Origin of the sequence: Pseudomonas oryzihabitans, from assembly GCF_014522265.1 — a bacterium.
Lineage (GTDB): Bacteria > Pseudomonadota > Gammaproteobacteria > Pseudomonadales > Pseudomonadaceae > Chryseomonas > Chryseomonas aestiva.
This window is the reverse complement of sequence record NZ_CP017024.1, coordinates 1,858,287-1,877,702: the sequence shown is the minus strand read 5'-3', so window position 1 is coordinate 1,877,702 and position 19,416 is coordinate 1,858,287. Positions and strand designations below refer to the sequence as shown.

The 19,416-nt window shown below is 62.2% G+C and carries 17 protein-coding genes; 16 read left to right on the top strand and 1 reads right to left on the bottom strand.

Annotated elements, in window-relative coordinates; all coding sequences use genetic code 11:
• Window positions 1-16: 16 nt before the first annotated feature.
• Genes BGI51_RS08615 through BGI51_RS08595 form a run of 5 tightly spaced genes read left to right on the top strand, consistent with a single transcriptional unit; the run spans window position 17 to window position 4,979 of the window.
• Window positions 17-1,015, top strand: coding sequence for a glycosyltransferase (locus BGI51_RS08615; RefSeq protein WP_187980886.1), 999 nt, complete (start codon window positions 17-19; stop codon window positions 1,013-1,015).
• A complete protein-coding gene (locus BGI51_RS08610; RefSeq protein ID WP_187980885.1) occupies window positions 1,012-2,259 on the top strand; it encodes a glycosyltransferase family 4 protein in 1,248 nt (415 codons plus the stop codon). Before BGI51_RS08615 ends, BGI51_RS08610 begins: the two co-directional genes overlap by 4 nt.
• A gap of 31 nt (window positions 2,260-2,290) precedes the next feature.
• A complete protein-coding gene (locus BGI51_RS08605) occupies window positions 2,291-3,379 on the top strand; it encodes a glycosyltransferase family 4 protein (protein ID WP_133860429.1) in 1,089 nt (362 codons plus the stop codon).
• A gap of 37 nt (window positions 3,380-3,416) precedes the next feature.
• Window positions 3,417-3,734 (top strand): hypothetical protein, encoded by a 318-nt coding sequence (locus BGI51_RS08600; RefSeq protein ID WP_187980884.1) that lies wholly within the window; start codon window positions 3,417-3,419, stop codon window positions 3,732-3,734.
• Between the two features lie 45 nt (window positions 3,735-3,779).
• Complete coding sequence (locus BGI51_RS08595) at window positions 3,780-4,979, top strand: glycosyltransferase family 4 protein (RefSeq protein ID WP_187980883.1); 1,200 nt, start codon at window positions 3,780-3,782, stop codon at window positions 4,977-4,979.
• Window positions 4,980-4,982: 3 nt separating this feature from the next.
• Here the strand turns inward: BGI51_RS08595 and BGI51_RS08590 are convergent, their stop codons facing one another.
• A complete protein-coding gene (locus BGI51_RS08590; RefSeq protein ID WP_133860426.1) occupies window positions 4,983-5,846 on the bottom strand; it encodes an isocitrate lyase/PEP mutase family protein in 864 nt (287 codons plus the stop codon).
• Between the two features lie 288 nt (window positions 5,847-6,134).
• Here BGI51_RS08590 and BGI51_RS08585 point away from each other — a divergent pair, with 288 nt between their 5' ends.
• The 11 genes from BGI51_RS08585 to BGI51_RS08535 all read left to right on the top strand — a co-directional run bounded on the left by BGI51_RS08585 (window position 6,135) and on the right by BGI51_RS08535 (window position 19,390).
• Entirely contained in the window at window positions 6,135-7,343 is a 1,209-nt protein-coding gene (locus BGI51_RS08585; RefSeq protein ID WP_187980882.1) for a methyltransferase, read from the top strand.
• Window positions 7,344-7,481: 138 nt separating this feature from the next.
• Window positions 7,482-7,694 (top strand): hypothetical protein, encoded by a 213-nt coding sequence (locus tag BGI51_RS08580; RefSeq protein ID WP_133860424.1) that lies wholly within the window; start codon window positions 7,482-7,484, stop codon window positions 7,692-7,694.
• A gap of 470 nt (window positions 7,695-8,164) precedes the next feature.
• Window positions 8,165-9,574, top strand: coding sequence for an undecaprenyl-phosphate glucose phosphotransferase (locus BGI51_RS08575; RefSeq protein WP_133860423.1), 1,410 nt, complete (start codon window positions 8,165-8,167; stop codon window positions 9,572-9,574).
• Window positions 9,575-9,728: 154 nt separating this feature from the next.
• The gene (locus BGI51_RS08570; protein ID WP_133860422.1) at window positions 9,729-10,169 is read left to right on the top strand and encodes a low molecular weight protein-tyrosine-phosphatase; all 441 of its coding nucleotides are present in this window, start codon (window positions 9,729-9,731) and stop codon (window positions 10,167-10,169) included.
• 15 nt (window positions 10,170-10,184) lie between these two features.
• Complete coding sequence (locus BGI51_RS08565) at window positions 10,185-12,401, top strand: polysaccharide biosynthesis tyrosine autokinase (protein ID WP_133860421.1); 2,217 nt, start codon at window positions 10,185-10,187, stop codon at window positions 12,399-12,401.
• A gap of 201 nt (window positions 12,402-12,602) precedes the next feature.
• A complete protein-coding gene (locus BGI51_RS08560) occupies window positions 12,603-13,478 on the top strand; it encodes a glycosyltransferase family 2 protein (protein WP_133860420.1) in 876 nt (291 codons plus the stop codon).
• Window positions 13,471-14,211 (top strand): WecB/TagA/CpsF family glycosyltransferase, encoded by a 741-nt coding sequence (locus BGI51_RS08555; RefSeq protein WP_187980881.1) that lies wholly within the window; start codon window positions 13,471-13,473, stop codon window positions 14,209-14,211. Before BGI51_RS08560 ends, BGI51_RS08555 begins: the two co-directional genes overlap by 8 nt.
• Window positions 14,212-14,295: 84 nt before the next feature.
• The gene (locus tag BGI51_RS08550) at window positions 14,296-15,573 is read left to right on the top strand and encodes a hypothetical protein (RefSeq protein WP_187980880.1); all 1,278 of its coding nucleotides are present in this window, start codon (window positions 14,296-14,298) and stop codon (window positions 15,571-15,573) included.
• A 55-nt stretch (window positions 15,574-15,628) separates the two neighbouring features.
• The gene (locus tag BGI51_RS08545; RefSeq protein WP_252977242.1) at window positions 15,629-16,900 is read left to right on the top strand and encodes a flippase; all 1,272 of its coding nucleotides are present in this window, start codon (window positions 15,629-15,631) and stop codon (window positions 16,898-16,900) included.
• A 57-nt stretch (window positions 16,901-16,957) separates the two neighbouring features.
• Entirely contained in the window at window positions 16,958-17,992 is a 1,035-nt protein-coding gene (locus BGI51_RS08540; protein WP_133860606.1) for a glycoside hydrolase family 5 protein, read from the top strand.
• Window positions 17,993-18,277: 285 nt separating this feature from the next.
• Entirely contained in the window at window positions 18,278-19,390 is a 1,113-nt protein-coding gene (locus BGI51_RS08535; protein ID WP_133860417.1) for a polysaccharide biosynthesis/export family protein, read from the top strand.
• Window positions 19,391-19,416 lie beyond the last annotated feature (26 nt).

Sequence of the window (19,416 nt, the reverse complement as noted above, 5' to 3'; positions counted from 1 at the left end):
TTGGAGGAATCTGTTCATGCAATGCAAGACCACGGTCGTTACCGTCACCTACGGCAATCGCCTCGGCTATCTGGAGCAGCTGGTCACCCGTGCCCTGGCCGAACGCACCATTCACCAGGTCGTCGTGGTGAGCAATGCGGCCACGGTGTCGCTGGATAGCCTCGAAACCCGCTGGCCCGGTCAGGTCAAGGTGATCAACCTGAGCGAGAACACCGGTTCCGCCAACGGTTACGCCGTGGCCCTGGAAGCCGCCCTGGCCACCGATACCACCCATATCTGGATGATGGACGACGACAACGCGCCCCTGGGCGATGCCCTCGACGTGCTGCACCGTCGCCTCGACGAACTCGGCGCCATCCACGGTCGCGACAAGGTCGCCGTGCTCGGCTACCGGCCGACCCAGCAGGCCGATATCGCCCAGTGCATCCCGACCCGGATGATCACCCAGCCGCGTTCGAGCTACTTCGGCTTCCACGTGGCCCGCATCCCCTACAAGATCTGGCGCCGCCTGCCCTGGGGCCGTCCGCGCGGTGGCCAGCCGGAAGCCCTGGTCGAGCTGCCCTTCGCCCCCTATGGCGGCATGCTCGCCCACCGCAGCCTCTATGAGCGCATCGGCCTGCCCCTGCGCGAGCTGGTGCTCTACTCCGACGACACCGAGTACACCTACCGCATCACCCAGGCCGGCGGAAAGCTGTTCATGGTCACCGAGGCGGAGCTCGAAGAACTGGAGCACTCCTGGAACATCAAGGAAGGCACCAGCAACGTCTACCAGAACTACCTGCAGGCCGGCTCGGACTTCCGTGCCTACTACGCCGCGCGCAACCAGGCCTGGTTCGACAAGAACGTCTGGGCCAGCTCCCGGCCGATTTACAGCCTCAACCGCTACGTCTTCCACACCCTGCTCAAGTGGTTCGCCCGTGACGACAAGAGCCGTCAGCGCCTGGCGCTGATCCGGCAGGCGGTCCAGGACGGCGAAACCGGCGCGCTGGGGATAAACCGCAGCTATCCGCTATGAAACTGCTCTTTCTCAACAGCTTCTATCCGCCCCATGTGGGCGGTGGCGCGGAGCTCATCCTGCAACGCAGCGTGGAAGGCTTCCAGCAGCGCGGTCACGACGTGGCCGTGCTGGTGACCGGTCCCGAGCAGGGTGTGCGGCAGGAGACGGTGAACGACGTGCGCGTCTATCGCGCCGGGCTGAAGAATTTCTACTGGCCCCTGACCCAGCAGCGCCCCGGTCCGCTGGCGCGCTTCGGCTGGCACTTTCGCGACCAGTACAACAGCGCGATGCGGGCGCCCCTGCGCCAGGTGCTGCAACAGGAAAAGCCGGACCTGGTGGTGTGCCACAACCTGTCCGGCTGGTCGGTCGCGGCCTGGGACGAGATCCGCGCCAGCGGCGTCCCCATCGTGCAGGTGCTGCACGACATGTACCTGCTGTGCCCGAAGAACACCCTGTTCAAGAAGGGCCAGAGCTGCCAGAAACTCTGTGGCAGCTGCGCGGCCCTGCGCCGGCCCCACGCCGAGCAGTCCGCCAAGGTGGATGCCGTCGTCGGCGTCAGTCGCTACCTGCTGGATACCATCGTCAACAAGGGCTACTTCGGCGGCGTTCCGCGCCAGGTCATCCATAACGCCAGCCTGATCGCCGGCAGCAATGCCGAGACCGCGACCCCCAGTCCGGACGGCGTCGTCCGCTTCGGCTACATGGGCACCCTGTCGGAGAACAAGGGCGTGGGCTGGCTGATCGAGCAGTTCCAGCGGCTGTCGCTCAACGCGACCCTGACCATCGCCGGCAAGGGCCAGCTGGATTACGAAACCCAGCTCAAGGCCATGGCCGATCCGCAAAAGGTCAGCTTCGTCGGCTACCAGAAGCCCGAGGCCTTCTACCAGAACATCGACGTCTTCGTCGCGCCGTCGCTGTGGGCCGAGCCCTTCGGCATGGTCGCCGTCGAGGCCTGCGCCTTCCAGAAGCCGGTCATCGCCAGCCGCATGGGCGGCCTGCCGGAGATCGTCCGCGATGGCGTCAACGGCCTGCTCTGCAACCCTGACGACCGCGACTCCCTGGGCCGCGCCCTGCAGTGCCTGCATGACGATGCCGAGCTGCGCAAGCGACTGAGCCTGCTGAGTCGCACCGCGGTGGCCGACCTGCTGAGCATGGACACCATGCTCGACCAGTACCTGGCGCTCTTCGAGGACGTCCTGGGCAAGGCGCAACACGGCTCCGCCAAGCAGCTTCACGTACCTCACACACAGCTTTCCAACTGATCCACCCCAGGTCACGGCAACGGGCAGAATCATGATCATCGTCAATTCCCGCTTCATCACCCAGGATCTTCGCGGCGTCCAGCGCTTCGCGGAATGCATCTCGCTGGAGCTGGCGAAGCTGCGATCCGACCTGCGCTTCGTCGCGCCGCCCGGCGTCGTCAGGCCCGACGTGGCCAAGCGGCTGAACATCGAGATCATCGGCACCCGCCAGGGCCAGCGCTGGGAGCAATGGGACCTGCCGAACTGGCTGAAGAGCCAGGGCAGCCCCCTGCTGCTGTCGCTGTGCAGCACGGCGCCGCTGCTCTATACCAACCAGATCGCCACCCACCACGACATCAACTACGTGCGCTTTCCCGAGAGTTACTCGTGGAAATTCCGCACCTCGTACCGCTGCCTGATCCCCATGCTGCTCAAGCGCTCGAATGCCCTGATCACCGTGAGTGAATTCTCCCGGGACGAGATCTCGCGCTTCTATCGCTACCCGAGCGACTCGATCACGGTCGTACCCAATGCCGTCGCCGACGCCTTCACCCTGGCGCCGCGAATCGACAGCGCCGATACCCCCTATCTGCTGGCGGTGTCCTCGCCCAGCTACCACAAGAACTTCTCGCGGATGCTGGAAGCCTTCGCCGCCCTGCCGCGGGACCTCAAGGTCGAATTGCGTATCGTCGGCGACAGCCACGCCGTGTTCGGCCAGAGCGATCTGGCGACCCTGGCCGCCAGGGATCCGCGGGTCAAGCTGCTCGGCCGCATCGACGATGCCGAACTGGCGCGCCAGTATCGCCAGGCCACCGCCTTCGTCTTTCCGTCGCTCTACGAGGGGTTCGGCATCCCGCCCCTCGAAGCCCAGGCCTGCGGCTGCCCGGTGATCTCGGCCAATACCGCCTCCATGCCGGAAGTGCTGCAGGACAGCGTCCTCTATTTCGACCCCTACGAGACGGCCAGCATCACCCAGGCGATGCGCACCATCCTGCAGGACGCACCGCTCAGGGAGGCGCTCCGCGCCAAGGGCCTGGCCAACATCCAGCGCTTCAACTGGCAGACCTCGGCCAGCAAGGTCTCCGACCTGCTGGACAGCGCCCTGGCGAGCTCCTCGAAGACCACGGCCAGGGCCGCCTGAAACGACCACAGAACAATAATTCAGCGATCAAGAACTCATGGAAGAGACAAGCAACGCCATGGCAGGCCAGAGCCGCTCCTCGGTACCCCTGACGCTCGACAACGACACGAGAACGTCCGGGCGCGTCCTTCAGGTCGCTGAATGCCACCTACTGCAAGGCGGCTCGGACGACACCGCGGCAGCGACCGCGGAATGTCCGGATAACGCCGCTGCTTGCGAAACGCCTGCAACAGACACCGTCTTTGCACAAAGCCCAACCATCAAGTTGCACGAGCTCGACAGCCCTTCGGACAGCATCGAGATCACCCGGCTGCCCTGGGGATATGCAGTGACCAGAAAGACCCGCATTCCATGAATCAGCACCAGCACTTGATTTCATTTCACGCTTAAGGAAGACGACATGAAAATCGCCATCGTTCACGATTGGTTGGTAACCTTTGCTGGCGCCGAACGCGTGCTTGCCGAACTGCTCGACATCTGGCCGGAGGCGGACCTGTTCAGCGTGATCGACTTCCTCTCGGACGAGGATCGGGCGCAATTGCAGGGCAAGCAGGCGACCACCACCTTCATCCAGCGCCTGCCCCAGGCCAAGAAGCGCTATCAGACCTACCTGCCGCTGATGCCGCACGCCATCGAGCAACTCGACCTGTCCGGCTACGACCTGATCATTTCCAGCAGCCATGCGGTGGCCAAGGGCGTCCTGACCGGTCCGGACCAGCTGCACATCAGCTACGTCCACTCGCCCATCCGCTACGCCTGGGACCTGCAGCACCAGTACCTCAAGGAAGCCGGTCTCGACCGTGGCCTCAAGGGCAAGCTGGCGCGCGTCATCCTGCACTACGTCCGCATCTGGGATCAGCGCACCGCCGCTGGCGTGGACGCCTTCGTCGCCAATTCCCACTTCATCGCCCGGCGCATCAGCAAGGCCTATCGCCGCGAAGCCAAGGTCATCTATCCGCCGGTCGACATCAGTCGCTTCACCCCGAGCGGCGGCAAGGAGGACTTCTATCTCACGGCCTCGCGCATGGTGCCCTACAAGCGCATGCCCATGATCGTCGAAGCCTTCAGCTCGATGCCCGACAAGAAGCTGGTGGTGATCGGCGCCGGCCCCGAATTCGAGAAGGCCAAGGAAGTCGCCGGCCCCAACGTCACCATGCTGGGCTACCAGGATTTCGACTGCCTGCTGGATCACATGCGCCGGGCGCGGGCCTTCGTCTTTGCCGCCGAGGAAGATTTCGGCATCACCCCCATCGAAGCCCAGGCCTGCGGTACCCCCGTCATCGCCTATGGCCGGGGTGGCGTCCTGGAAACCGTGCGCGGCCTGGATACGCAACAGCCGACCGGCGTCTTCTATCCGGAGCAGACCGCTGCCTCGCTATGCGCCGCCGTGCGCCAGTTCGAGGCCCTGGAAACACCGATCAGCCAGCAGGCGTGCCGGCAGAACGCCGAGCGCTTCGCCACCAAGCGCTTCCGTCAGGAAATGCGCGCCTTCGTCGAAGCCCGGATCGCCGCCCTGCACCTGCCCGCCGACCTGGATCTGGACATCGTGACGCCCTTTCCCAGCAAGGGCCTGCAGCCGAGTTCGCTGAGCACGGCCTGATGGTTACTCCTTCACGTCCATGAATTCCCGCGCCCAGACTCGATACTCCTGCAGTGTCGAGTACTTGGTGGAGAGTTCCGATGCGGACAGGTCGGACGCGGTGATGTCGCGCTGCTCCCTGAGGCAATCATAGGTCGCCTTGATCGCCGCGAAGTAGGCGGCATGGCCGTTCACCACGACCCGCACCCCGGCCTTGGCCAGGCGGGCGTTGTCACGCAACTGGGGATTGCCGTAGGTCACCAGCATCACCGGCACGCTCAGGTGCTGGGTGATCTCTTCCAGGTGCGCGAAATCGCGGATGCCGACCATGCAGATACCGTCCGCGCCTGCGGCCTCGTAGGCCTTGGTGCGGGAGATGACTTCCGCGGTGCTCAATTCGGTGGCATTGGTCCGGGCAAAGATGCTCAGGGCTTCGTCGATACGGGCTTCCAGCGCGCCCTTGATCTTGCCGATGCCTTCCTCGACGCTCACCAGGTCGGTGGACTTGCGGCCATAGCCGGCCGGCAGCACGGTGTCCTCGATGGTCAGGGCAGCCACCCCGGCGCGTTCGAGCTCGGTGATGGTGCGCATCACGTTCAGCGCATTGCCGTAGCCATGATCGGCGTCGGCGATGATGGGCAGCCGGGCGACCCGACCGATGCGCGTGGCCTGCTCGACGAACTCGCTCAGGGTGATCAGGGCGAAGTCCGGCGCGGCCAGCACCTGCAGGGAAGCCACCGACCCGCCAAGGATGCCCATTTCGAAACCGAGATCATTGGCGATGCGCGCCGACATGGGATCGAAGACGGACGCCGTGTGGTAGCAACTGTCCGATTTCAGCAGGGATCTGAACGCTAGACGCAGCTTGTGCGGGGAGGTTGGCTTCATAGGATTTTCCTTCTGGGATATACCGAACAGACAATGTTAGCGCGACAAGTAGTGGTGACACGACCAGATGTCCGGCTTTGAGATAAATCGATTCATCAAGCTGACTCACGGTCACCGCTCGGCCTCACGCGCTTCAGCTACCGGAAGCCAGGGTCCGAATGTCGTCGAGCAAGGCTCAGCTGGCGCAGCCGGGCGCCGGAAATTTCGATACCCAAGTCTGCCTGGGCGAAGTGACAATAGTGGCCAGGCCCTGCCTTCCTGCCAATCCCGTCATTGCCTAATGCCATCATGCTTGCCGCCGACTTGCTAGACCGCTTCACCGCCCTGGATCTCTTTCTGACCCGGCATCAGCACCTGTGGCGGCCCAGACCCTTCGTCGAACGCGAACTGGCCTGGGAATCGAGCCATCCGGATCTGGCCCGCTGGCTGCGGGCCCGCAGTCTGGAAGCGGCCGAGGCGGCCCATAATACTCCCCAGCTGCTGGAAGCACCTGAACCCTTCCGCTCGCTGGCCGCCACCTCGCTGGCGCTGGGTCAGGTCGAGGAGCGCCAGGCGCAGCCCGGTCGCGATCGGCCTGGCAGGCAGGAAGTCGACGTGCCCGGACGCAAATGGCTGCAGATAGAAGCCTTCGCCCGCACGCTGGACTTTCAGCAACCCGTACAGCGCTGGGTCGACTGGTGTGCGGGCAAGGGCCACCTCGCCAGGCACCTGACCCATCAGGGTGCGCCGGCCGTCTGCCTGGAGGTCGATGCGGCTCTCGTCGAGGAGGGCGAAAGGCTCAGCCACCGGGCTCGAACCCCGGTGCACCATTATCAGGCCGATGTGCTCCAGCCGCTTGCAGGAGCACCGCTCGGCAGTCGCGACACCCCCGTCGCTCTGCACGCCTGCGGCGACCTGCACGTCCAGCTGCTCAGGGTGGCCGCGGAACGGGGCTGCCAGCAGCTGGCCCTGGCGCCCTGCTGCTATGACCGCATCGCCGCCGCGGCATATGGTCCGCTGTCGGTGCCGGCCAAGGCCTCGGCGCTGCGGCTGGACCGGGAAGCCCTGCGCCTGGCCCTCTGTGAAACCGTCACCGGCGGGCAGCGGGTGCGGCGGGACAGAGACCTGTCCATGGCCCGCCGGCTGGGATTCGATCTCCTGCAGCGCGAGATCAGGGGCTGCGATACCTATCTGAATACGCCGCCGCTGCCCAGCCACTGGCTGCGCCAGCCCTTCTCGGCCTTCGGTGCGGAACTGGCGCGGCGCAAGGGATTGCGGCTGCCCACCGGGATCGACTGGCCCCTCTGGGAACAACGGGGCTTCCAGCGGCTGGCAGAAGTTCGTAATCTCGAACTGCTGCCCGGTCTGTTTCGGCGTCCTCTGGAGCTCTGGCTGGTGCTGGACCAGGCGCTGTTCCTACAGGAGCAAGGTTACAGTGTGAGGTTGGGGACCTTCTGTCCCGCCAGTCTGACACCGCGAAACCTGCTGCTGACCGCGGAAAAACGCCGCTTGGTATAGGCCTACAGCCGCTCTACCCTGCACGTTTGTCGGAATCTGAGCGGAGGAGTGTAAAAAATACCTTTTGGTGATGGACTTCTCACAAAGTCTGCACAATAGTTAGGTTGCAATCTCGCAAAAAAAGCAGGAATAACAAAAATGCGCTACTACCTGCCCGTTTGGACCGGCGTTGCCGGTTGCCTCGTCTTCGCCCAAGCCCAGCTGCCCTGGCTTGCGGTGGCCTCCCTCCTTGTCAGCTGGTCGTTCCTGCTGTTCTCGCACGACAACACGAGAAACTCAGCCTGGCATTCCAAGATCTCCAGCCTCCCCGTCAATTCCCCCCTGAGTTTTCAGTCCCACCATCGCCATTGAGGCGTGTTTCAGGCCAGGGACTGGCCTACACCCGACCTGACCGGTCTGGCTGTCTCATTGTTTGGCGAACCAGCTCACAACTTCCGCATCCCGCATTAAAGTCCGACGGAACGTTTTACCCCCTCCCGCTGCCCGGGCAAGCCACTCATCGCACCCTGATGCGAGAGAAGTGTGCCAGCCGTCCGCCCGCGTTGTGACGCACTCCGCCCTTCTTCACTTCCCTCCCCCCGTCGCAGACCGACTGGCGTGCTATTTGCCCTGATTTGGGGCAACTCGACAGCGTCGTCCGGCCTTTCTACCGTGTGAACCTCTTAATCAGTGCCGAGTCCTAACGTCGCTACAGCCATCATGGCATTTAGCGATCGGTGGTCAGTCATCGGTCCTAGAGCGCCATAGTGAACATTTCATACGCTGGTAGCTGCCTCGCCCAGTTGAAAGTTCGTGCACGGTATACGCACAAGGATGGAACCATGAATTTGAAAGAACGCGGCATTTTGCATACGAATTCCTCGGCAATCTCGCTCGCACACCGCCTGCTCGATCTCGCCGTGATCACGCTGAGCGCCTACGTGGCAGGCACCTGGGCGTCGGACACCGGCATGCGTCCCGAGCATTGGGTCGTCATCTTCCTGTCCTTGCTGATCTTCCACTTCCTCACCGAGCTGAACCACGTCTATGGTTCCTGGCGCGGCGAGCGCATCACCGATGAACTGCTCAAGATCGCCACCTACTGGGTGCTGACCTTCGCGACCGTGTTCATGGTGGACTACTTCTTCTTCGATCAGTCCTATCTGACGCCTGGCGTGATGCAGGGCTGGCTGGGTCTGACGCTGGGCACCCTGTGCGGCTATCGCGTGCTGCTGCGCTCGATCATGCATTCCCTGCGCAAGGCTGGCATCAATACCCGCAATGTCGCCATCGCCGGCAACGGCATGGTTGCCCAGCGCCTGGCGCACACCATCAGCACGGCGCCCTGGATGGGCCTGCGCATTGCCGGCTTCTATAGCGACAACCAGGATACCGGTGAGGAAGGCGTGCCCAGCCCTGCGCTGAATGGCGGCCTCGACCAACTCATGCAGGACGTCCGCTCCGGCCTGGTCGACAAGGTCTACATCACCCTGGGCATGGCCGATCAGAGCAAGATCAACTGGCTGGTCCAGGAGCTGAGCGATACCACGGCTTCGGTGTACATCATCCCGGACATCTTCATGTTCCACCTGCTGCACGCCCGCAGCGAAAGCCTGGACGGCCTGCCCAGCATCAGCATCTTCGATACCCCGATGGATGGCGCCAGCCATATCGTCAAACGTATCGAGGACATCGTGCTGGCTTCGATCATCCTCGCCATGATCTCCCTGCCCATGCTGGCCATCGCCATCGGCATCAAGATCACCTCGCCCGGTCCGATCTTCTTCAAGCAGAAGCGCTACGGCATGGACGGCAAGCCGATCGAAGTGTGGAAATTCCGCAGCATGAAGGTCATGGAAAACGGCGCCAAGGTCACCCAGGCCACCAAGAATGACTCCCGCATCACCCCGTTTGGTGCATTTTTACGACGTACGTCTCTCGATGAATTGCCTCAATTCATTAATGTACTCCGCGGCGAAATGTCCATCGTCGGTCCCCGCCCCCATGCCGTCGCTCACAACGAGCAGTACCGCAAGCTGGTGCAGGGTTACATGCTCCGCCACAAGATGAAGCCCGGCATTACCGGCTGGGCTCAGGTCAACGGCTGGCGCGGCGAGACCGACACCCTGGACAAGATGCAGAAACGCGTCGAGTTCGATCTGGACTATATCCACCACTGGTCCTTCTGGTGGGACGTCAAGATCATCTTCCTCACGCTGTTCAAAGGCTTCATCAATAAGAACGCATACTGAGTCTGGCCGGGGCCGCTGGCCCCACTGCTCAGCACGACGATCTGGAGCCTGGACTCCTGACTCTAATTACATCGGCAGCGAGCAACTCCCAAGGGGATTGCTGGGCTATCTGCCGTCGATACCTGTTGTCCGGACAACAGGAAGGTTTTGAAGAATGATCAAGTCGATATTGGTTGTATGCGAAGGGAACATCTGCCGTAGCCCGGTCGCAGAAGCACTACTGGCCAAGGCCCTGGAAGGCCGTGACGTCCAGGTCGGCTCGGCCGGCATCAGGGCGCTGGTCGGCCACGGCATCGAGAAGACCGCTCAGGAGGTACTACTACGGGAGAACGGCATCGATTTCACGACCCACAAAGCTCGCCAGGCGGATGCAGAGATGCTGCGCAAGGCGGATTTGATTTTGACCATGGAAGAGTTCCACTCACGCTCCGTCGAAAGTATTGCTCCTGAAGTCAGGGGTAAGGTTTTTCTGATCGGGAAATGGTTGAGCAATCAAGAAGTACCAGACCCTTATCGCCTTTCTAAAGAGATGTTTCAAAATGTCCAAATACTTTTGACGCGCTGTGTAGACAGTTGGCTTCCATACATCAAATAGGGAAGAAGGAATTTCATGACCACGATGCCTCGCTTTACTCCCGAAGTTAAGAATGAGTCGGATATCAACTTCTCCGCACTCTTCGGTATGTTGATCGATTACAAATGGCAACTCTTGTCGGTAATCGGCATTTTCGCTGCGCTCGGTATCGGCTATGCCATCCTGGCCACGCCGATGTATTCGTCCAACGCCATGATCCAGATCGAAATGGAGAAGAAGGGCGTTACCCGACTGACCGATCAGTCCACCGGCATGCCGCCGCCCATGCCCGAGGCGGTGACCGAGATCGAGCTGCTCAAGTCGCGCTCCGTGATCGGCAAGGCGATCGAGAACCTCAAGCTGGATATCGAGGTCAAGCCGCGCTACTTCCCGCTGATCGGCAACTTCGTCGCGCGTCGTTTCGATCCGCAGAATGAAACTGACGTCGCCTCTCCCCTGCTCGGCCTGAACAGCTTTGCCTGGGGCGGCGAGAAGTTGGTCATCGACCAGCTGGAAGTACCGGACAGCAACCTCGACAAGCCGATGAAGCTGAAGGTCGAGGACAACCAGAACTTCACCGTCTTCAATGCCGACGACGAAGTGGTACTGCACGGTGGCCTCGGCCAGCCGGTGAGCAATGCCGGGTACCAGATCAAGGTGACTACGCTGCAGGCTCGCCCTGGCACCGAATTCACCATCATGAAGAAGCGTTTTTCCAAGACCATCCAGGAATACCAGGGTCGCATCGTCGCCGGTGAGCGCGGCAAGATGTCGGGCATCATCGGTGTCGGTCTGCAGGACGCGGATCCGCTGAAGGCCCAGGCCATCGTCCAGGAAGTCGCGGACATCTACGTACAGCAGAACATCGATCGCAACGCCGCCGAGTCCACCCAGAGTCTGGAATTCCTGCGTGCCCAGATCCCGGTCGTGAAATCCGACCTGGAAAAGGCCCAGTCCGCGCTGAACTACTACCAGACCAACAAGAAGTCGGTCGATATCGACAGCGAGACCAAGGGTGTCCTGGAACAGACCGTTGCCCTGGACAACCAGATCTCCGAGCTGAACCTGAAGCGCACCGAGATGGATCGCAAGTTCACTCGCCAGCACCCGGCCTACCAGGCGCTGATGAGCCAGCTGGGCCAACTCCAGGCCGAGCGCGCCAAGCTGCAGAAGCGCGTCGAAGTGCTGCCGGAAACCCAGCAGGAACTGCTGCGTCTGAACCGCGACATCGAGGTGACCGGCCAGACCTATGCGCTGATGCTGAACAAGGCTCAGGAACTGGAAGTCATTCGCGCCGGTACCGTGGGCAGCGTCCGCATCATCGACAACGCCAACGCCAACGTCGACGATCCGTCCGCGCCCAACAAGCCGCTGATCATCGCCGTCGCCATCATCCTCGGCGGCATCGTCGGCCTGGCCATCGTCTACACCCGTCATACCCTGCGTCGCGGTGTCGAGACTCCGGAAGCCATCGAGCAGATCGGTCTGCCGGTCTACGCCTCGATCCCCTACAGCAAGAACCAGGCGGACACCACCAAGGTACTGGGCACCAAGCAGCCGGGCGAATCCTCGCTGACCGCCATCACCCATCCGACCGATCTGAGCACCGAGGCGCTGCGCAGCCTGCGTACCAGCCTGCACTTCGCCATGATCGAGGCCAAGAACAACATCCTGATGATCTCCGGTCCCAGCCCGGGCGTCGGCAAGTCCTTCGTGTCCTCGAACCTGGCCGCGGTGATCGCCGAGTCCGGCCAGCGCGTCCTGCTGATCGACGGCGACATGCGCAAGGGCTATCTGCACAAGCTGATGAACACCAAGCAGCAGGACGGCCTGTCCGATCTGCTGAGTGGCCGCATCGCCCTGAACGACGCCATCAAGAAGACCGAAGTCGGCAGCCTGGATTTCGTCTCCTGCGGCCAGTTCCCGCCGAATCCGTCGGAACTGCTGATGAGCCTTCGCTTCACCACCGTGCTGAAGAAATTCAGCGAGCTGTACGACATCGTGATCATCGACACCCCGCCGATCCTGGCGGTGACCGAGGCCGGCATCATCGGCAGTCATGCCGGTACCAGCCTGATCGTCGCACGTTTCGGCGTGAACAGTGTCAAGGAGCTTGAGGCGACCAAGCGCCGCTTCGACCTCAACGGCATTCCGCTCAAGGGCGTGATCTTCAACGCCGTCGAACGCAAGGCCAGTAACTACGGCTCCTATGGCAACTACCACTACTCCTACGAGCAGGACGCCAAGAGCTGATGCACGACCCCGGCTGGACGGCCTGAGCGCCGTCCAGCCAATCCCTTCAGGGATCGCGGCAGTATTCGTACAGGCGCATCGAACAAGAAACTACCTCACACAGCGATTTCGAAGGGTTCGCTCCTGAACCCGGCCACGCTTGGCAGCCTTGGATCTCGACGCTGTACCGGATTGATGATTCTGAAGAATAGGAACACGCCAATGAACGTAGTCATGGTGCTCAACTACAAGGCCCCCAACGAAACCATCAGTTGTGTGGAGAGCATCCTCAAGCACTGCCCGTCCATCGATCACACGGTGGTGGTGGACAACGATTCCCAGGACGGCTCCATCGACGTCCTGCAACGCTGGCAGGCCGAAAACGGCCTGAGCCAGGTCACCGTGCTCGCCAGTCCGCGCAACGACGGCTATGCCGGTGGCAACAACTACGGCATGCGCTGGGCGCTGGACAATCTGGCGGTCAAGCATTTCTGGGTCGTCAACAACGACGCCTACGTCAAGGACGATGCCTTCGCGCCATTGCTGGCCGAACTGCAGCGCGCGCCCAAGACCATCGTCGGCTCGGTGATCCTGAGCTCCCAGACCGGTCGCCTGGAGTGCTACGGCGGCGGCATCCTCTATCCGCTGCTGGGCAAGTCCAAGCTGCTGGGCAAGGACATCGAGGTCAGCGAGATCTCCAAGCTGGACCGTGAACCCGACTACATCATGGGGTGCAGCATGGCTTTCTGCGCCAGCCTGCTGACCGAGATCGGATTCATGGACGAAGCCTACTTCATGTACTCCGAAGAGGTGGACTGGCAGCACCAGGCCAAGCGCAAGGGCGTCGCCCTTAAGGTTTCGCCCGAGAGCCAGCTCTATCATTACGGCTCCATGAGCTCGGGTGGACGTAGCGCCTTCTATCACTACTTCCGCAACCGCGCGGCCACCCGTTTCAATCGCAAGTTCCACGGTACCCCCTACGCACTGGTCTCCGCCGTGTTGCTGTCCGGCATCACCGTGCTCAAGGAATTCAAGAATCCGAAACTGGCCTGGTCCGGCGTCAAGGGCGCCTTCAAGGGAGCGACGATGCATGTCTAACCTACGCACCCAAGCCTTTGGTATCGACTTCTTCACCGGTACCAAGGACGAGTTGCTGAACTCGATCAGCCAGGACATCCATCGGCCCTACAGCTACATCGTCACGCCGAACATCGACCATGTCGTGCAGCTGCAGAGCAATGCCGACATGCGCGAGTCCTATCAGCGCGCCGGCAAGCGCATCTGCGACAGCCGGATCCTGATGCCCATCCTCAAGTCGCTGGGCGTCGCCGTGCCCGAGGTCATCACCGGCAGCGATCTGACCCTGAGCATCCTGCGCAAGGCCAACGACGAGCGCCTGTCGGTGGTGCTGATCGGTTCCAGCGAGGATGACGTCGGCAAGTTGCGCCGGATGTATCCACACATCCAGCTGACGCACTACAACCCGCCGATGGGCTTCATCAACGATCCGCTGGAGACGCAGAAATGCGTCGACTTCGTGATGCAGAATCCGTCGGAGTTCATCCTCTATGCCGTAGGGGCGCCGCGTCAGGAAAAGCTCGCGCGGCAGATCGACAGCAGCAAGCGTACCGGTGTCGGCCTGTGTATCGGCGCGTCCATCCTGTTCGCCGTGGGCACCGTCAAGCGCGCACCGCGCTGGATGCAGAAAGCCAGGCTGGAATGGCTGCACCGGCTGTGCTCGGAGCCCAAACGGCTGGCCAAGCGTTACGTGCACGATGCGTTGAGCATCCTGCCCATCTATCTCAAGGAACGCAGCAGTCGACGCACCTGAGTGGCTGCCTCGCAGCGTTCTCAGCCGCAAGGAAGATGACCACCGGACAAGCCGTCCGGTGGTCCCGTCTGGATGGGTAGGTCTATGAGCATTCTCCGTAAAAGTACCGTTTCCTTCGTTCTCCTGATCCCGTTGCTGATCCTGCACCTGGACGTGTTCGGCGAAAGCCCGCACAACCCGGTCGGCATCCTCTATCTGAACGAGCTGTATCTGGCCATCTGCATGGCCTTCACCTTCTTCTACCTGCTGACCAGCATTGGCACCCAGCAGCGCGAATTCAAGATCCTGATGACCTACGCCGTCTATTCGTCGGTGGTCTTCATCGGGTTGCCGGCGGTCTTTTCCTTCCTGTTCTACGGCCAGCCGCTGATCTATGGGCTGATCGAGGAGCGGCGGATCCTGTTCTGCTTCGGCTTCGCCACCCTGATGTTCCTCGGTCGCAACATGACCGCCTCGCAATTCGAGAAGGCCCTGCTGATCACCGCGCTGCTGGCCGCCGTGATGGCCTGGATGTTCAAGTTCGGCGTGCTGCCGGACCTGCGTGACAAACAGTCCTCCTTCGACCGCCCGGACCGTTCCTCCATCGGTGCGCCGGCGCTGTGCCTGGCCTACTTCTACTGCATCCAGACCTGGAACAAGGGCATCTCGCCGATCGATGGCTCGACGCGCAGCAAGACCGTCCACATCGTGCTGGCCATGGTCTTCCTGCTGACCCTGGTGTTCGGTACCCAGACCCGGCAGCTGATCGTGCTGGCGCTGGTTTTCACCGTGTTCTGCCTGAAGAGCAAGTCCATCGTCTGGATCTGCGTCTCTACGCTGCTGCTGTCGCCCTTCTTCATCTTCCCGGACCTGATGAAGGTGCTGGGGCTGAATCTGGACTTCTATGCCCAGTCGGTGGAGGACGGTCCCACCGATGGCGTGCGTGAGCAGACCATCGGCTACATCTTCTCCCACCTCAGCCAGAACCACTGGTTGCCGAGTGGCTCGCTGTCGCTGATGTGGAACAACGGCTTCATCCCCTATTTCGGCGAGTACTTCTTCCTCTCCGATGTCGGGGTGTTCGGCACCCTGTTCCGCTTCGGCTTCCTGGCCTTCATCATCATCCCGGTGTCGCTGTTCCTCTACTATCGCTGGGCCAAGATGCTGCACCCCGATACCGGCTTCGTGGTGACCGCCACCCTGGCCCAGCTGGTGATCTGGCCGCTGGCCGGCTTCTTCGAGTACCTCCAGGCCACCATCTGCTACCTGATGGTGATCCAGGCCCTGCGCGCGCTGCACCACTACAGCTCCGCGTCCGTCCCGGAGACCTACGTCAGCAGTCCCTACCCGCGCCCGAGCAGCCAGCTGGCTCGCCCGGTCTGATCCCTCGTGCCGCCCGGTGTCCGCCGGGCGGCCCCAAGGAGTTTTCACCCCCACGATGTCGATGATCAAAAACAGCACCTGGAACATCCTGGGTGTCGTCATTCCCAGTGCCATCGCGCTGCCCACCATGGGTGTGCTGTCGCGCCTGCTCGGTGTCGAGCAATTCGGCCTGTTCACCCTAGCCTTCGCCATTGTCGGCTATGCCACCCTGTTCGATGCCGGCCTGTCGCGCGCGGTGATCCGCGCCGTCGCCATGCACCACGGCGACAAGGAGCGCAACCGGCTGGTCATGGGCACGGCCACCGGCGCCGTCATCGGCCTGAGTCTGCTGGCGACACTGCTGCTGTGGTTCGGCGCGGGCAAGGTGGTGAGTCTGCTGCACGTCTCGCCCGAGCATTTCGACAATGCCGTGGCCGGCTTTCGCTGGCTGAGCCTGTGCGTCCCGCCCTTCCTGCTGGCGACGGTCTGGTTCGCCTACCTGGAAGGCAACGAGCGCTTCGGCGAATTCAATATCCTGCGGACCTTCTCCAACAGTCTGCTGGCGATCGCGCCGCTGATCGCGGTACTGATCGAACCGAGCTTTTCCGCCACCGTGATCGGCCTGGTGCTGGCCCGGGTGGTCTCCATGGCGCTGGCCTACTGGCCGTTGCACAAGGATTTCCCGGAAGGCATCCGGACCTTCAAGGCCGAGGTGTTCAAGGAGCTGTTGAAATTCGGCAGCTGGATGACGGTGAGCAACATCATCAGTCCGCTGATGGTCTATTTCGACCGCTTCGTGCTGTCGCACATGGTCGGTGCCAGCCGCGTGTCCTTCTACACCGCCCCGGCCGAGGCGGTCTCGCGGATGCTGATCATCCCCAATGCCGTGGCCCGGGTGGTGTTCCCGCTGCTGAGCAAGAGCAGTGAGGACGCTACGCGCCAGGCCAACAAGGCCTTCTGGGGCCTGTTGCTGATCAGCCTGGCGATGGTGCTGCCGATCCTGGCGCTGGCGCCCTGGATCATGACCGTCTGGATGGGCCCGGAGTACGGCGGCGATGCCGCGCAGATCCTGCGCATCCTGGTGGTGGGCTTCATCTTCAACGCCCTGGCGCAGATTCCCTTCGCCAAGATCCAGGCCCGCGGTCATTCGCGGACCACCGCGATGATCCATCTCGCCGAACTGCTGCCCTACCTGGGTCTGCTGGTGGTCTGCATCCAGCATTTCTCCATCATGGGCGCCGCCATCGCCTGGACCATCCGGGTGACCGTGGACTATCTGGCGCTGGAATACTTCGCCCGGCGCACACCGCCGCTGCAACCCGCGCCGGTCTATCAGCAGAGCTCCTGAGGGAGCCCTGCCCAGACGAATTTCCGCAATACACGAGAGGTGCTGTCCGTGTCACGAGTGAAACGTCGTATCGGTGGTGGCCTGCTGGCCACCGTCTTGTTGTCCGCGGCGCTTTATGGCCAGGCTCAGCCCGAGTCGGCGACGGCCAAGGTGGACCTCATCGGCATCAACATGTCGGCCGCCGGCTTTGCCGGCCAGGTCCTGCCAGGCGTGGAAGGCACCAACTACTTCTACCCCACCGAAGATTACTTCCGCCGCTACGCGGCCAAGGGCATCCGCTTCATCCGCTTTCCCTTCCTCTGGGAGCGGGTGCAACCCCAGCTGGGCGGTGAACTGGACCAGGCCCAGGTCGCGCTGCTGCAGCGCACCCTGGATTTCGCCGACAAGTACGGGATCCGCGTGATCCTGGACATGCACAACTACGCGCGCTATCGCGGTCAGCTGATCGGCTCTTCCCAAGTGCCCTACGCCAGCTACGCCGATGCCTGGAAACGCCTGGCCCTGACCTTCCAGAAGCATCCGGCGCTGTACGGCTACGATGTCATGAATGAGCCCCATGACACCCAGGGTCTCTGGCCCCGCGCGGCCCAGACGGCCGTGGACAGCATCCGCAGCGTCGACATGAAGACGCCGATCTTCATCGCCGGCGACAGCTGGTCCAGTGCCCAGCGCTGGCCCCAGGTGAATGGCGACCTGCTGATCAAGGATCCGGCGGACAACCTCATCTATGAGGCCCATATCTACTTCGACGACGATTCCAGCGGCAATTACGCCTCGGGCATGAAGGGCGTCCATCCCATGATCGGCGTGGAAAGAACCCGCCCCTTCATCGAATGGCTGAAACAGCACAATTTGCGCGGCTTCGTTGGCGAATATGGGATACCTGCACACCCACAGTGGCTGGAAGCCATGGACAATCTGCTGAGCTATCTGGGCGAGCAGTGCGTACCCAGCGCCTATTGGGCGGCCGGTCCGGGCTGGGGCGACTATCCTCTGGCCATCGAACCCAAGAACGGCACGGAGAAGCCGCAGACGGCCTTGCTGCAAAAACACCTGAACAAACATGACTGCCAAGTCATAGGACCTCGTTAGCGGAGATGTGACAGATTTCGAACGGCGTCACCTTTTTCCGCTCCCGGGGCGCTGAACTCGATGGCTAAAGGCCAGTCCTAGACCAGCAGACTCAGGTGCTCATACAACTAAAAGCTGAGACCTCGAGTTCTCTCGTACGCTGGACAGACGGGTCACCTGGAACCTGGTCCACCGTCGAGGCTCGCCGCGTCTTGCGAAGGAACACCATGAATAACCGGCTCGTTGCTTATACCTTCCGATTTATTCCTCTTGCTCACACTCAATCAGCAATCAAGGACGAATGACATGAAAACCAAATTTACCGCTCTGGCCTTGCTGTCCGGCATCGTCCTGCAGGGTTGTGCCTACTCCCCGGGTCAGTACCTGGACCAGGACGACCTGAAGAGCGATCCGAGCATCCAGGGCACCAAGGTCCAGCTGATCCCGATCACCAGCTCGCTGCTGATGAGCCAGGATTCCGCGGCCCTGTCCAAGGCTCCCGACCTCAAGCCCCTGCTGGACTACAAGCCGCAGGCTTACCGCGTCGGTGCGAGCGACCTGCTCTACATCACCGTCTGGGATCACCCCGAACTGACCGCTCCGTCCGGCGCCCAGCAGCAGCTGGAAGCCAACGGTCGCCTGGTACGTCCGGATGGCACCCTGTTCTACCCCTACGTCGGCACCGTGCGCGCCGCCGGCAAGACCCTAGAAGAGATCCGCACCGATATCTCCCGCCGTCTGGCCACCTTCATCGACAATCCCCAGATCGACGTCAGCGTGCTGAAGTTCGGCAGCCAGAAGGTCACCGTCTCCGGTGCGGTGAACAAGGGCGATGCCATTCCTCTGACCACCAAGCCCATCACCCTGGTGGAAGCCCTGGGCCAGGTTGGCGTGGCCAACACCGGTGGTGCCGATCTGACCGGCGTGACCCTGGTCCGCGACGGCAAGGAATACCGCCTGGATACCGACAGCCTGAACCGCAAGGATTCCAAGCTGTACGGCATCTACCTGAAGGACGGTGACAGCATTCACCTGCCCTACAACGATGCCCGCAAGGTCTATGTGGTCGGTGAAGTCCGCTCGCCCGCAGCGGTCAGCTACAAGATCACCAACCTGAACCTGATGGAAGCCCTGAGCCAGGCCGGCGGCATCCAGCAGGAAACCGCCAACGCCGATGCCGTCTACGTCATCCGTGGCCCGGAAGATCTGAAGGCGCCGGGTGCCACTGCCCAGGTCTTCCACCTGGCGGCCAAGAACCCGACCGCCTATGTGCTGGCGCAGAACTTCCATCTGCAGCCGCAGGACGTGGTCTTCGTTGGCCCGGCCGGTATCACCCGCTGGAACCGCTTCGTCAGCCAACTGCTGGGTTCCACCAACATCCTGTCCTCCAGCGCCAGCCTGAACAGCAGCTTCAAGTAATAGCGCTCGCTTGCCGTCATGCCGGT

Bases quoted from the DNA above. Each gene is read 5' to 3' on its own strand.
- BGI51_RS08615 (WP_187980886.1), top strand. From the start codon at position 17: ATGCAATGCAAGACCACGGTCGTTACCGTCACCTACGGCAATCGCCTC.
- BGI51_RS08610 (WP_187980885.1), top strand. From the start codon at position 1,012: ATGAAACTGCTCTTTCTCAACAGCTTCTATCCGCCCCATGTGGGCGGT.
- BGI51_RS08605 (WP_133860429.1), top strand. From the start codon at position 2,291: ATGATCATCGTCAATTCCCGCTTCATCACCCAGGATCTTCGCGGCGTC.
- BGI51_RS08600 (WP_187980884.1), top strand. From the start codon at position 3,417: ATGGAAGAGACAAGCAACGCCATGGCAGGCCAGAGCCGCTCCTCGGTA.
- BGI51_RS08595 (WP_187980883.1), top strand. From the start codon at position 3,780: ATGAAAATCGCCATCGTTCACGATTGGTTGGTAACCTTTGCTGGCGCC.
- BGI51_RS08590 (WP_133860426.1), bottom strand. From the start codon at position 5,846: ATGAAGCCAACCTCCCCGCACAAGCTGCGTCTAGCGTTCAGATCCCTG.
- BGI51_RS08585 (WP_187980882.1), top strand. From the start codon at position 6,135: ATGCTTGCCGCCGACTTGCTAGACCGCTTCACCGCCCTGGATCTCTTT.
- BGI51_RS08580 (WP_133860424.1), top strand. From the start codon at position 7,482: ATGCGCTACTACCTGCCCGTTTGGACCGGCGTTGCCGGTTGCCTCGTC.
- BGI51_RS08575 (WP_133860423.1), top strand. From the start codon at position 8,165: ATGAATTTGAAAGAACGCGGCATTTTGCATACGAATTCCTCGGCAATC.
- BGI51_RS08570 (WP_133860422.1), top strand. From the start codon at position 9,729: ATGATCAAGTCGATATTGGTTGTATGCGAAGGGAACATCTGCCGTAGC.
- BGI51_RS08565 (WP_133860421.1), top strand. From the start codon at position 10,185: ATGACCACGATGCCTCGCTTTACTCCCGAAGTTAAGAATGAGTCGGAT.
- BGI51_RS08560 (WP_133860420.1), top strand. From the start codon at position 12,603: ATGAACGTAGTCATGGTGCTCAACTACAAGGCCCCCAACGAAACCATC.
- BGI51_RS08555 (WP_187980881.1), top strand. From the start codon at position 13,471: ATGTCTAACCTACGCACCCAAGCCTTTGGTATCGACTTCTTCACCGGT.
- BGI51_RS08550 (WP_187980880.1), top strand. From the start codon at position 14,296: ATGAGCATTCTCCGTAAAAGTACCGTTTCCTTCGTTCTCCTGATCCCG.
- BGI51_RS08545 (WP_252977242.1), top strand. From the start codon at position 15,629: ATGTCGATGATCAAAAACAGCACCTGGAACATCCTGGGTGTCGTCATT.
- BGI51_RS08535 (WP_133860417.1), top strand. From the start codon at position 18,278: ATGAAAACCAAATTTACCGCTCTGGCCTTGCTGTCCGGCATCGTCCTG.